This is a genomic window from Vibrio sp. SCSIO 43140, from assembly GCF_023716585.1.
GTDB classification, from domain to species: Bacteria; Pseudomonadota; Gammaproteobacteria; order Enterobacterales; family Vibrionaceae; genus Vibrio; species Vibrio maritimus_B.
Window position 1 is genome coordinate 3,136,996 of the sequence record NZ_CP071850.1, and the last position, 12,969, is coordinate 3,149,964.

Genomic DNA, 12,969 nt, shown 5'->3' on the forward strand with positions numbered 1-12,969 from the left:
AACTTTAAGCAGCTAACGCTCCGTAATTATTTTCTTTAAAATACTTGGTTTAGAAACCGTACTCAAGACCGATGCGAGTAACGATATCTGAACGGTTTTCCGTGCTGTCCGCAACATTTGTTGTGCGTTGAGCTACACGAAGATAAGGAACGAAACCATTAACAACTGCCATCAACTGACCTGAAATTGTGTGGTCTGCGTCATCTTGGTTTACACCACCTTTCTCTGAATCAAGGTTCGCGGCGTAGCCTAGTTTAAAGCCAATTGGACCGTTCCAATATTGACCAATAACTGAGTAAGAGCCTTGATCATGTTTAACACCACCCTGCTTCAACTGCTCCTGTTTATATGCTGCAGCTAAACCAAAACCTGCTGGTAATGATGCTTCAAAGCCGACGATGTACGCTAGAGTGTCTGTATCGTCTGTTGTAGATGCTGCGGTATAGTAGCTGTCTCCTGGTTGATAAGCATTACCGTTATCATCCGTACCACTTTCTTGCGCAATCTTCCATTCAGCAGCCGTTGTGCTACCAGGACGTTTACCTGTCTCTACCGCACCCATTAATGTCAATTTCTCAAAAGCATAGCGCGCGTTGGCTCCCGCAAAATACGCATCACGTGTTGCATTACCGCCACCATTATCATCGTCATCACGACCAACAGAAGCTGCAAAAGTGAAACCACCAAATTTAGGAGAGTCGTAACGTACTTGGTTTGATTGACGATCGTAGTGAGCATTAATACCACCCCAATCGAAGACAGAACCAAGACCTGGGTTAGAGAAAGGCCAGTCTACAATTTCATATAGTGGCGTAAGTACACGACCAATTCGAACGTTACCGAAATCGCCAGACATACCAATGTACGTATCACGGAAACCTAACACACCACCAGAAGCACCACCGTGAGCCCAGTCTGTATTATCAACATATCCAGACTCAATCTGCATTGTTACGCGAATGCTGTCTGTCATATCACCTGAAGCACGGAAACCAATTCGAGATTCATTTTCTACAGCGAAGCCAGAGCTATCACTTTTATTGTCTGTTGTGTTGTAGTTCACTGCGGAAATTGCTGCAACACCATAAACCTCAACATCAAAATCCGAGTTGATACCAACCTGACCACCAGCACCTTCATCAGCAAAAGAACCAAATGAAACGACTGACGCCACTGCTGCACCGAGTAGGGTGCGTTTAAACATTTTTTCCATGGAATAAACTCCTAAAAATGGGTATAGCTGTTATCCATAATTCATTCTTAAGTTGGCCGCCGAAGAACAAATCATTTCCTTTATATTTATAATCAGAACTTCTGATTAAAGTTACTGTCTACACTCTGTGTATCCATAATCACAAGACTAACTTCGCGAGAAAAAATATCAATTTAAGACTTATTTTTAGTAAAAAAAATAGGAGGCAGTACAAATTTTGAGGGCAGTTATTGATGAAGATCTTATTTCTTACAATGACTTTAATGAAATACTTTACATCCACAAAGTAATAGGGATTTGAAAAAACAATACCATTAATTGTGAAGTGACTCGCATAGATATTTCTTTATCAAATTAATTAAAACAATACGTGATTGGACTACTTGCTGTTTATTTACTAATACTCTAACGCATTATTATTTGAAGTTACTCGCAAAAAAAAGCCCCGATATAATCGCAATGTAGATCAGATAAGAATCGATTGACCGATCCTTCTGATGAGAGACAATCGGAAACCTGTTTATAGGTTTCCGATTTTTTATGTCTATTCAAAACTTCTTTGCCGACTTCCTCGAAGAAAACCCTGTCGATGTAGCTCAACTCACTACATTCTCTGAACACATTCCTGATGAGTGGGTCGCTAAAGCAGCCTCTCTGTCTGATAAAGCGACAATCCGTCGACGCCGATTACCGAGTGATATGGTTTTGTGGTTAATTGTTGGTATGGCTTTTTTCCGTAATGAACCCATTGCCGAAGTCGCACGGAGAATGAACGTCTGTGCAGACGGTTTGGCTGATGAAGAACTGTTGGCAAAGAGTGCTTTAACCCAAGCAAGGCAACGCTTGGGTAAAGCAGCACCTGAATGGCTATTTAGGCAATGTGGGAGAACGTGGGGGCTTGAGCGATACCCTGATGATACTTGGCAGGGCCTACAGGTTTTTGCTGTAGATGGTGCTCTTTTTAGAACAGCTGACACACCCGAACTAAGAGAACATTTTGGCTCTGGTAATACGTCTAGCAATAGACAAACCCCTCATCCAGTATTGAGGGTTGTGACCATGATGAACGTTCGCTCTCATGTCATCGTTGATGCTGCGATAAGCCCTTATCGCCGAGGTGAAATCCCTCTAGCGATGCCCTTTATCAACGCTTTACCAGACAACTCTGTGACATTACTGGACAAAGGTTTCTATGGAGCAGATTTACTCCTTTCTCTCCAAAGCAGTGGAATAAATAGACACTGGCTTCTCCCTGCAAAGAAAGGAGTCAAATATACCCTATTAGACGATAAAGAAAGCAGTGACATGCTTGTGGAAATGAAGACCTCACCGCAGGCTCGTAAGAAAAACCCTAATCTTCCTGAGAAATGGACTGTCAGGGCGGTCACTTACGAGGTCCAAGGTAAATCCAAGACGGTGTTTACCTCTCTTCCTAGAGATAAGTACGATGCTCAATCCGTGGCAGAGCTTTATCATGAAAGGTGGGAGATCGAATTAGGTTATCGTGACATCAAGAGTTCGATGCAACATAACGCTTTAGTGTTGAGAAGCAAAACAGTCGAGCTTGTCTATCAAGAGTTATGGGGACTGCTACTCGGTTATAACTTGGTGAGACGAGAAGCTAGTCAAGCCGCCGTTGAACACGGACGCTTACCTAATGAAATAAGTTTTAAGTATGCTTGCCAATTTATAGCCAGCCAGCTCAAAGTGATGAGTAAAGCGGTATCTTTAGGTAACACGCCGAAACGCCTAAAGAGCCTTCGAGGTGATTTGTCTATCCTCTTCATAGACAAACGCCCTAAGCCAAATCGGCCTAGGGCGGTAAAAATATCAAAAACCCGATACCCTGTTAATCGCAACGCAGCTCCTCTTAAGTGAACTACGTTGCGATATAATCGGGGCTTTTTATTAAATTAATAAAAGACTATTGAATCAGCTCTATCAAATCCGCTTCGGTTCTAACTTCGATACCTAGCTCTTGCGCTTTCGCAAGTTTCGAACCAGCGTTGTCGCCGGCGAATAAGATATCTGTCTTCTTAGACACGCTACCCGTGACTTTAGCCCCTAGCGCCTGAAGCGCCGCTTTCGCATCATTTCGGTTGAGTACAGAGAGTGAACCTGTCAGTACCACCGTTTTGCCTTCCAATGGCTGTGGTGTGTCTGCTGCTACCTCTTCAATATCAGACCAGTGAATACCTGCTTCGATAAGGGCAGCAATCACGCTTTGATTAAGCTCAGCCTTAAAGAAGAACTGAATATGCTTAGCAACAATCTCACCGACATCTTGAACTTCAATGAGCTGTTCATGTGTGGCCTGACTAATAGCATCCAATGTTTTGAAATGCGCGGCCAAGTTTGCTGCCGTAGCCTCTCCAACCTCACGAATACCGAGAGAGTATAGGAAGCGCGCTAGTGTCGTTTCTTTCGATACATTCAGGGCATTCACCACATTCTGAGCAGACTTTGGCCCCATTCGCTCTAGAATTGTTAATTGACCAGCAGATAAACGGAATAGATCAGCCGGTGTTTCCACCATTTCCTTATCGACTAATTGCTCTATGACCTTTTCACCTAACCCATCCACATCTAGGGCTTTTCGAGAAACGAAGTGTTTCAGCGCCTCTTTACGCTGCGCCTGACACACTAAACCGCCAGTACATCGAGCAACGGCTTCCCCTTCAATACGCTCAACTAAAGAAGAGCACACTGGGCAGTGCGTTGGAAATTCGATGTCTTTTGCATCATCGGGTCTGCGCTCAGGTACAAAAGAAACGATTTGAGGAATAACGTCTCCCGCTCGGCGGATAATCACACTGTCGCCCACTTTTACGCCCAAGCGCTCAATCTCATCGGCGTTATGCAGCGTTGCATTGCTGACAGTAACGCCACCAACAAAGACAGGCTCGAGTTTGGCTACTGGGGTGATGGCTCCAGTGCGCCCCACTTGAAAATCTACAGAGTTCAAGACGGTGATTTCTTCTTGTGCTGGGAACTTATAAGCAATCGCCCAACGTGGTGCGCGAGCAACAAAACCTAGCTGCTCTTGCAAAGCGACATCATCGACCTTAATCACCACGCCATCAATTTCGTATGCAAGTGCTTCACGCTTTTCTTGGATTTCTTTGTGGTAGGCTTTGACTTCCTCAATGCTATTGACGCGTTTAGTTTCTGGGCCCATCGGGAAACCAAGCGATTTTAGCTTCAAGAAGCGGTCATAGTGACTGGCAGGAAGTTCGGTGCCCTCGACAACCCCTAGGCTATAGGCGTAAAAGCTAAGTGGGCGCTTCGCTGTGATACGAGAATCTAGCTGACGCAAACTGCCAGCTGCGGCATTTCTTGGGTTAACGAATACCTTCTCACCTTTTTTTGCAGCTTGCTCGTTGAGTTTCTCAAAGCCCGCCTTCGGCATAAAGACCTCACCACGAACTTCGATACGAGCCGGAATATCATCACCTTGAAGCTTGAGAGGTATTGCACTGATAGTACGAACGTTTTCTGTGATGTTTTCGCCTGTCGTACCATCACCTCGTGTCGCGGCTTGTACTAGCGTGCCATTTTCATAGAGAAGGCTTACCGCCAAGCCGTCAAGCTTCACCTCACAGCAATAGGCACCAACATCAGTGCGATTCAGTCGCTCGGAAACGCGCTTGTTAAAGCCATCTAAGTCTTCATCTGAGAACGCATTGTCCAGCGACAACATTGGTATTTCATGTTGAACTTGGCTGAAGCTATCAAGAGGTAGACCGCCCACTCGCTGGCTTGGCGAGTCCACTGTCACCCATTCTGGGTGTTCAGCTTCAATACTAAGTAGCTCTTGCATAAGACGATCATATTCAACGTCTGGGATTTCAGGGCTGTCTTCAACATAGTACTTCACACCGTGATAATGAAGCTGTTGTTTGAGTTCGTTTAATCGTTGTTGCGACATGTTATACCTTGATAGTACTGATAAAAAAGGCTCCATAGGAGCCTTTTTTGCTTCGATTTAATTCAGATTACGCGCTGGCTTTTGCCAGGTTAAATTCTTTGATCTGTTGACGGTATGCGTCCAGTCTCGTTGGCGTAATGAGGTTGCGTCTGTCATCCAATACGTTGCCACCGAGATCGTCAGAGATCTGCTGCGCTGTACGTAACATCAGCTTGAAATTTTGGTCTGCTTCGCCAAAACAAGGTAGCGTCATAAAGAATGAGATACCTTTAGTGGTAAAGGTTGCTGGGTCGTCATGTTGAAGCGTGCCTGGTTGCATCATGTTCGCGACACTAAACAACACTTTGCCTGTACCCGACAAATCAGCGTGGCGGTGGAAAATATCCATCTCACCGTAAATAAGACCGTTTTGACGCATACTGTCGAACAATTCTGTTCCGTTGAAAGGTACATCACCAGAGCAATGGACGTTGAGTACTAAGACTTCCATCTCTGGTTCTTTTGGTTCCACCGGCTCTTGGGCTACTGCTGGTGCAACTGGCTCAGAGATACTCACTGGCGCTTCAGGCTCTTCAATTTCTTCGCCAATGTCATCATTGAGCGCGTCTAAATCGATTCTCGGCTCAACCGCATCAATATCATCATCTTTATTTGCAGAAAACGATGGCAGAGGCTCTTCCTCTTGAGTTTCGACAACTGCAGTTGGCGTTGGTTCTTCTACAGGCGCGCTTTGGAAGCTAACGGGCGCTTCCTGTAATTCGGGTTCAGGTTGTTCCACCTGCTGCTGGATTGGCGCCTCCTCTGGTAGTGTATCATCCAGAGGGTCATAAGCAGGTTTCTGCTCATTTAATCCGAAATCCGGCTCTGTGCGTGTCTTTCTGATGATCTCGAAATCATCTTCAGGAGCAACGTAGTCATCGTCAGCGTTGTCATTTTCGTCTAACTTACCTAGAGGTCGATCGCCAAATTTCTTCTGGCCTTCCTTTTTGCTCGACCACAAACCGTGGAACAGTAGCGCCGCAATAGCCAAGGCACCGACAATAATGAGTACGAATCGCAATTCCTGCATTGTTTGCTCTCAATGTTAAAAATAGTCCTTAAAGAAGCGCTTACACACTTCAGCTTTCTCTACTTTACCAAAACTCTATAGATGATTAGAACACCTAAGTATAAGAAGTTTGTGATTTCATGAAGCCTTTTTTGTTATAGTCGGGTGCATTCGCATCGCTAATACCGAAGAAAGGACACCAATTTTGAACAAAGCAAACACTGGGTTTGGCTACTTCATGCAAGGTTTTCAAATCGCTTTCACTCCAGGGATCCGACGCTACGTGTTGTTACCATTACTCGCTAATATCATTCTAGTGGGTTCTGCGATGTACTACCTTTTCTCTAATTTAAATGCATGGATTGAAGGTTGGCTAGGCTACCTACCAGAATTTTTATCATGGCTTAGCTATATCCTTTGGCCTTTGTTAGCGCTTACTATCCTTGCGACCTTTTCCTACTTTTTTAGTACCTTAGCCAACTTTATTGCAGCACCGTTCAACGGTCTGCTTGCCGAGAAAGTTGAAGAGCAGTTAACCGGAAACAAGTTCAATGATGAAGGCTTAATGAGTGTCGTCAAAGATGTGCCGAGAATAATGGCTCGTGAATGGCGTAAACTCTTGTACACCTTACCGAAAGCCATCGGTCTGTTTCTTCTGCTACTGATACCCGCAATTGGACAAACGATCGGTCCTTTTGCCTGGTTTATCTTCACCGCATGGATGCTGGCTATTCAGTACTGTGACTACCCGTTTGATAACCACAAAGTCCCGTTTAACGACATGCGAATGTCGTTAAAGCAAAAGCAAGGCAAAGCCTACAGTTTCGGAATGTTGGTGTCACTGTTCACCGCGATTCCAATTCTGAACCTGTTTATCGTTCCTGTATCAGTTTGTGGGGCCACAGCAATGTGGGTGCAAGAATTTCGCGACCAATACAAATAGGCGCGAGATACAACGTCGATGTTCCTTATTTCATCGTAAGGAACATCGCAACAGAGCCATTAAGGCTTTAAAGGCTGGCGACTAAAGGTTTTGTTGCCACACTTACCACAATCGCTGATTACCGTTGGATGATTGTACTCGGTCTTATGGCCACACTCTTCACAAACCAGTACACCCAAGCCAATCATTTCTCCAGAGGTGTACACACCTTGATGCTCAAGGTCTTGGAACAACTCGACCCATTCCACTCGCGTCTTGTCGGTAATGTCTAATAATCCCTGCCAAATCGAGTTTGCAATCATCAAATAAAATGGACCGCTTTTGCTCTCCTCGTAGTTGTCAGCGAACTCTTTCAGATCCGACTTTACATACGCTGAGATCAGTGCCATTTCGTCCTTGGTCATATCGTTGGCTGCCTCAACAACTTGTCCTGACTTTTCAAGCACGTGCTGTAGCTCATCCGGGCTGTGTTTGAGATTCTCAACCACATCTTCGATCATTTCTTCATAACTGGTTTTACGCTTAGGCATACATCCCCCTATTTACCCCAATACGATGAAGGCTATATTGGCTATTGTTGACCGAGCTTCCTTTAGGTATTCTATGACGATCTATTAGTCTCTGTATTAACAGAACTCACAAATTCCAAGATAACCGGACATCATCGATGCAAGAACAATACAACCCACAAGACATTGAACGTAAAGTTCAACAGCATTGGGACAACAATGAAACCTTTGTTGTAAGTGAAGACCCAAATAAAGAAAAATTCTACTGCCTGTCAATGTTCCCTTACCCAAGTGGACGACTGCACATGGGTCACGTACGTAACTACACGATCGGTGATGTGGTATCTCGTTTCCAACGCCTGCAAGGTAAAAACGTAATGCAACCAATTGGTTGGGATGCGTTTGGTCTACCTGCAGAAAACGCTGCAGTTAAAAACAACACAGCTCCTGCGCCATGGACTTACGAAAACATCGAATACATGAAAAACCAGCTTAAACTGCTTGGTTTTGGCTACGACTGGAACCGTGAGTTCGCGACTTGTACGCCTGAGTACTACCGCTGGGAGCAAGAGTTCTTCACTAAGCTTTACGAAAAAGGCCTAGTGTACAAGAAGACGTCTTCGGTTAACTGGTGTCCAAATGACCAAACTGTTCTTGCAAACGAACAGGTTGAAGATGGCTGTTGCTGGCGCTGTGACACTCCGGTTGAGCAAAAAGAGATTCCACAGTGGTTCATTAAGATCACTGAGTACGCACAAGAGCTTCTTGATGACCTAGACAACCTTGAAGGTTGGCCAGACATGGTTAAGACCATGCAGCGCAACTGGATTGGTCGCTCTGAAGGTGTTGAACTGAAGTTTGCCGTTAACGGTCAACAAGATCTAGAAGTCTACACAACTCGTCCAGATACCCTAATGGGTGTGACTTACGTGGGTATTGCAGCAGGTCACCCTCTAGCGGCGATCGCAGCTGAGAACAACCCTGAGCTTGCAGCGTTCATCGAAGAGTGCAAAAACAACAAGGTTGCGGAAGCTGAGCTTGCGACAATGGAGAAGAAAGGTATGGCGACTGGCCTTACTGCTATTCATCCATTAAATGGTCGTGAGGTGCCAGTTTATGTGGCTAACTTCGTACTGATGGACTACGGCACAGGCGCGGTTATGGCGGTTCCTGGTCACGACCAACGCGACTTTGAGTTTGCGACTAAGTACGGTCTAGATATACTTCCTGTCATTCAGCCTGCTGATGGCAGCGAGCTGAACATCTCTGAAGAAGCATACACTGAGAAAGGCGTACTGTTTAACTCTGGTGAGTTCGATGGTCTTGAATTCCAAGCGGCATTCGATGCGATCGCAGCAAAACTGGAAGCTGAAGGCAAAGGTCACAAGACTGTGAACTTCCGTCTACGCGATTGGGGTGTATCTCGTCAGCGTTACTGGGGCGCACCAATCCCAATGGTAACGACTGAAGATGGTGAAGTTCACCCAGTGCCTGCTGACCAACTGCCCGTTATTCTTCCAGAAGACGTGGTTATGGACGGCGTGACTAGCCCAATCAAAGCAGATAAAGAATGGGCGAAGACTACATTTAACGGCGAACCTGCACTTCGTGAAACGGACACGTTCGATACGTTTATGGAGTCTTCTTGGTACTACGCACGTTACTGTTCACCGCAAGCTGACGACATCCTAGATCCAGAAAAAGCAAACTACTGGCTACCAGTAGACCAGTACATCGGTGGTATCGAGCACGCTTGTATGCACCTACTGTACTCTCGCTTCTTCCACAAACTGCTTCGTGACGCGGGTTATGTCACCTCTGACGAGCCGTTCAAGCAGCTACTATGTCAAGGAATGGTACTGGCAGACGCGTTCTACTACGAGAACGACAAAGGCGGTAAAGAGTGGGTTGCACCAACAGACGTAGCGGTTGAGCGTGACGGTAAAGGTCGCATCACTTCGGCGAAAGACAACCAAGGCCGTGACGTTGAACACTCAGGCATGATCAAGATGTCTAAGTCAAAGAACAACGGCATCGACCCTCAAGAAATGGTAGACAAGTACGGTGCAGACACAGTACGTCTATTCATGATGTTTGCATCTCCTGCAGACATGACGCTTGAGTGGCAAGAGTCCGGCGTTGAAGGTGCTAACCGCTTCCTAAAACGTGTTTGGAAGCTGGTTAACGAGCATTCATCGAAAGGCGCAGCAGAAGCAGTCGACACAGCCGCGCTTTCTGGTGACCAAAAAGCACTTCGTCGCGACGTTCACAAAACTATCGCGAAAGTAACGGACGATATCGACCGTCGTCAAACGTTTAATACGGCTATCGCAGCCATCATGGAACTGATGAACAAGCTAGCGAAGGCTCCTCAAGAGTCAGCGCAAGATCGTGCGATTCTAGATGAAGCGCTAAAAGCAGTAGTGGCAATGCTTTACCCAATCACTCCACATATCTCGTTTGAAATGTGGGCTGCTCTGGGTGAGTCTGACATTGACAACGCAGTATGGCCAACGCATGACGAGAAAGCCCTTGTTGAAGACGAGAAGCTGATCGTTGTTCAAGTAAACGGCAAACTGCGCGCTAAGCTGACTGTGGCTGCTGACGCCTCTAAAGAGCAAGTTGAAGAGCTTGGTCTGAACGACGAGAACGTCACTAAGTTCACAGATGGCAAAACTGTTCGTAAAGTGATCTATGTACCAGGTAAGCTACTGAATATTGTAGCGAACTAATCATCATCACTTTATGATATTAAGAGTCGCAGTTTACCACTGCGGCTCTTTTGTCCATTTTAAGCAAAGCCTTATCTAAGTGTCTGTTCAGGGACTTACATAAGCCTTTTCAATGAGAGTCTTCGGTAGCTATGTTTCGATTCAAACAAAAACTAACACAAGCCAGTTTTATTATTCTTCTCTCTTCTTTACTGACAGCGTGTGGATTCCAGTTGCGTGGCGAGTACTCGGTACCTGAAGACATTACCGCTATTTCGGTCACCAGTTTTGACCAATACAGCAAGATCACTCGTCTTATCAAAGAGCAACTGCGTTTGAATCAGATCGATCTCGTTTCACCGAGCAAAGACGTGCCGAATATCCATATTACCGGTGAAACCATTACCGATCGCACCCTCTCGCTGTACCAAAACACGCGTGCGGCAGAAAAAGAAGTCGTCTACGAAGTTAACTACCGTGTGACCGTACCGAATCTCGGCTCTAAAGATTTTACCGCGACCATGACCCGCAGCTACCTTGATAACCCGCTATCTGCACTAGCAAAATCTGCTGAACGTAAGCTTATCGAAGATGAGATGCGCGAATTTTCCGCGCAGCAAATGATGCGCCAGATGGCTCGCCTTAAGACAGAAATCGAGGAGTACGAAGAACAGCAACTCCTTGAAGACACAAACACGCCAGCCGACGCTAAGTCATAATAGGTAGTTCGCTGTGAGAATATTTGCGGACAGGCTTGTTGAACACTTAGCGAAACAGTGGCATCACTGCTTCATGCTATTTGGCAACGAGCCACTATTCGTTCAAGAAAGCCGTGACGGCATTGTCAAACACGCCAAACAACTTGGTTTTGAGGAGCACCATCGCTTTAGTATCGATAATTCCTTAGATTGGAACGAGGTGTATGACTGCACCCAGGCGCTAAGCCTGTTTTCATCGAAGCAGATCATCGAACTCACGGTACCAGAATCGGGAATAAATGCGGGAACGGCAAAGCATCTTGCGGAAATAGCCCCCCAATTGCATGACGACATCGTGCTTATCATTACCGGAACAAAGCTCACAAGAGCACAAGAGTCCGCTAAGTGGTTTAAAGCACTCAATGCCTGCTTAGTTAGCTGTAACACACCGGATATCAAACAACTGCCGCAATGGGTGATGAGACGCTGTCGAGCAAACAATTTGGCACCAGACGGTGAAGCTGTGCAACTGCTTTGCCAGTGGCACGAGGGCAATCTTTTTGCCCTTTCTCAGAGTCTTGAGAAGCTAGGGCTACTCTACCCTGATGGACAGCTCAATCTCATTCGAGTGCAAGAGTCGTTAAGTCGACACAACCATTTTACCGTCTTCCACTGGGTTGATGCGCTGCTTGAAGGTAAGCCAAAGCGTGCGCACCGTATACTGACACAACTGGAATCTGAAGGCGTTGAGGCGACGATTTTACTGCGTACCATCCAAAAAGAGCTGACGCAGCTTTTTAAGATGCAGCAGATGCTCAAGCAGTCATCGATTAGAGAAGTGTTTGATAAGTTTAGGATTTGGCAAAACAAGAAGCCGCTGTATAGTGCGGCACTGAATCGCTTAACGCCTGAAAAGCTACACCAGGCTATCCAACTGCTCACCGCCATCGAGATTCAGGTTAAAACCCAATATGAGCTGAGCCCTTGGCCTTACTTGCAGCAGTTGACGCTTAACCTGAGCAGCGCTGACAACAGCTTGTCTTTACATCCATAAAATCGTGATATAATTAGCGATCGATTGAGTACACGTACTCCACTATTCAAAAAAACACTGAGGAATCTCTTTTGCAACGCGAAGAATTGAAACTGTTTCTAGCTGATAAAGCGGACGATATGAAAGCCCAAGACATTGTCACTATTGATGTTGAAGGTAAGTCCAGCGTCACAGACTTTATGATCGTCTGTACCGGCACCTCTAGAAGACACGTCATTTCAATTGCCGATCATGTTGCTTCAGAAGTGAAAAAAGTAGGACTTGAACCTTTGGGCATCGATGGTGATACCGAGGGTGAGTGGGTCGTGCTGGATATGGGCTCTACCATGCTGCACGTAATGCAAGAAGAGCACCGTGAGCTGTATCAACTAGAAAAGCTTTGGAGCTAGTGGTTTGAAACTACAACTGATCGCAGTCGGTACCAAAATGCCCAAATGGGTTGAGGAAGGCTTTCAAGAGTATCGCCGACGCTTCCCGCACGACATGCCACTTGAGCTCATCGAAATAACAGCAGGTAAGCGTGGCAAAAATGCGGATATCGCACGTATCCTTCAAAAAGAAGGCGAAGCGATGCTTGCCGCGGTTCCAAAAGGAAACCGCATTGTCACGTTGGATATCCCAGGTAAGAAATGGGATACACCCCAGCTTGCTGAGCAGCTTGAGAGTTGGAAGCTCGACGGTCGAGATGTGTCGATCTTAATTGGTGGTCCTGAGGGGTTAGCGCCTGCATGTAAAGTTGCTGCAGACCAAAGCTGGTCTTTATCTGCACTGACACTGCCTCACCCGCTTGTGCGCATTGTAATGGCTGAAAGCTTATACCGAGCTTGGTCGATTACCGCTAACCATCCGTATCACAGAGAGTAAT

At 46.0% G+C, this 12,969-nt stretch carries 11 protein-coding genes; 7 read left to right on the forward strand and 4 right to left on the reverse strand.

The window, feature by feature from the left end; translation table 11 throughout:
• Nucleotides 1-49: 49 nt before the first annotated feature.
• The gene (locus J4N45_RS15085) at nt 50-1,213 is read right to left on the reverse strand and encodes a porin (protein ID WP_252012243.1); all 1,164 of its coding nucleotides are present in this window, start codon (nt 1,211-1,213) and stop codon (nt 50-52) included.
• A 540-nt stretch (nt 1,214-1,753) separates the two neighbouring features.
• Between J4N45_RS15085 and J4N45_RS15090 the strand changes: the two genes are divergently transcribed.
• Nucleotides 1,754-3,091 carry an IS4 family transposase gene (locus tag J4N45_RS15090; protein WP_252012245.1) on the forward strand — a complete coding sequence of 446 codons (1,338 nt, stop codon included), beginning with the start codon at nt 1,754-1,756 and terminating at the stop codon, nt 3,089-3,091.
• Nucleotides 3,092-3,137: 46 nt separating this feature from the next.
• On the opposite strand, the gene ligA is transcribed toward J4N45_RS15090, so the two are convergent.
• Together ligA and zipA are read right to left on the reverse strand one after the other, a co-directional pair.
• Nucleotides 3,138-5,141, reverse strand: a complete 2,004-nt coding sequence (gene ligA / locus J4N45_RS15095) for an NAD-dependent DNA ligase LigA (RefSeq protein ID WP_252012247.1) — start codon at nt 5,139-5,141, stop codon at nt 3,138-3,140.
• Between the two features lie 67 nt (nt 5,142-5,208).
• Nucleotides 5,209-6,210 (reverse strand): cell division protein ZipA, encoded by a 1,002-nt coding sequence (gene zipA / locus J4N45_RS15100; RefSeq protein ID WP_252012249.1) that lies wholly within the window; start codon nt 6,208-6,210, stop codon nt 5,209-5,211.
• Nucleotides 6,211-6,394: 184 nt separating this feature from the next.
• Between zipA and cysZ the strand changes: the two genes are divergently transcribed.
• Nucleotides 6,395-7,132 (forward strand): sulfate transporter CysZ, encoded by a 738-nt coding sequence (gene cysZ / locus J4N45_RS15105; protein ID WP_286036889.1) that lies wholly within the window; start codon nt 6,395-6,397, stop codon nt 7,130-7,132.
• Nucleotides 7,133-7,191: 59 nt separating this feature from the next.
• Here cysZ and J4N45_RS15110 read toward each other — a convergent pair whose 3' ends face one another.
• Nucleotides 7,192-7,662 (reverse strand): zinc ribbon-containing protein, encoded by a 471-nt coding sequence (locus J4N45_RS15110; protein ID WP_128648982.1) that lies wholly within the window; start codon nt 7,660-7,662, stop codon nt 7,192-7,194.
• Nucleotides 7,663-7,799: 137 nt separating this feature from the next.
• Between J4N45_RS15110 and leuS the strand changes: the two genes are divergently transcribed.
• From leuS to rlmH, 5 genes are all read left to right on the forward strand, one after another.
• Entirely contained in the window at nt 7,800-10,373 is a 2,574-nt protein-coding gene (gene leuS, locus J4N45_RS15115) for a leucine--tRNA ligase (protein ID WP_128648983.1), read from the forward strand.
• A gap of 131 nt (nt 10,374-10,504) precedes the next feature.
• Nucleotides 10,505-11,071: an LPS-assembly lipoprotein LptE gene (locus tag J4N45_RS15120; protein WP_234495306.1), complete on the forward strand. Its 567-nt coding sequence runs from the start codon at nt 10,505-10,507 to the stop codon at nt 11,069-11,071.
• 13 nt (nt 11,072-11,084) lie between these two features.
• Nucleotides 11,085-12,104 carry a DNA polymerase III subunit delta gene (gene holA, locus J4N45_RS15125; RefSeq protein WP_252012251.1) on the forward strand — a complete coding sequence of 340 codons (1,020 nt, stop codon included), beginning with the start codon at nt 11,085-11,087 and terminating at the stop codon, nt 12,102-12,104.
• Nucleotides 12,105-12,175: 71 nt separating this feature from the next.
• Nucleotides 12,176-12,493 carry a ribosome silencing factor gene (gene rsfS, locus J4N45_RS15130; protein ID WP_042473714.1) on the forward strand — a complete coding sequence of 106 codons (318 nt, stop codon included), beginning with the start codon at nt 12,176-12,178 and terminating at the stop codon, nt 12,491-12,493.
• A gap of 4 nt (nt 12,494-12,497) precedes the next feature.
• Complete coding sequence (gene rlmH / locus J4N45_RS15135) at nt 12,498-12,968, forward strand: 23S rRNA (pseudouridine(1915)-N(3))-methyltransferase RlmH (protein ID WP_252012254.1); 471 nt, start codon at nt 12,498-12,500, stop codon at nt 12,966-12,968.
• The last annotated feature ends 1 nt before the right edge of the window (nt 12,969 follow it).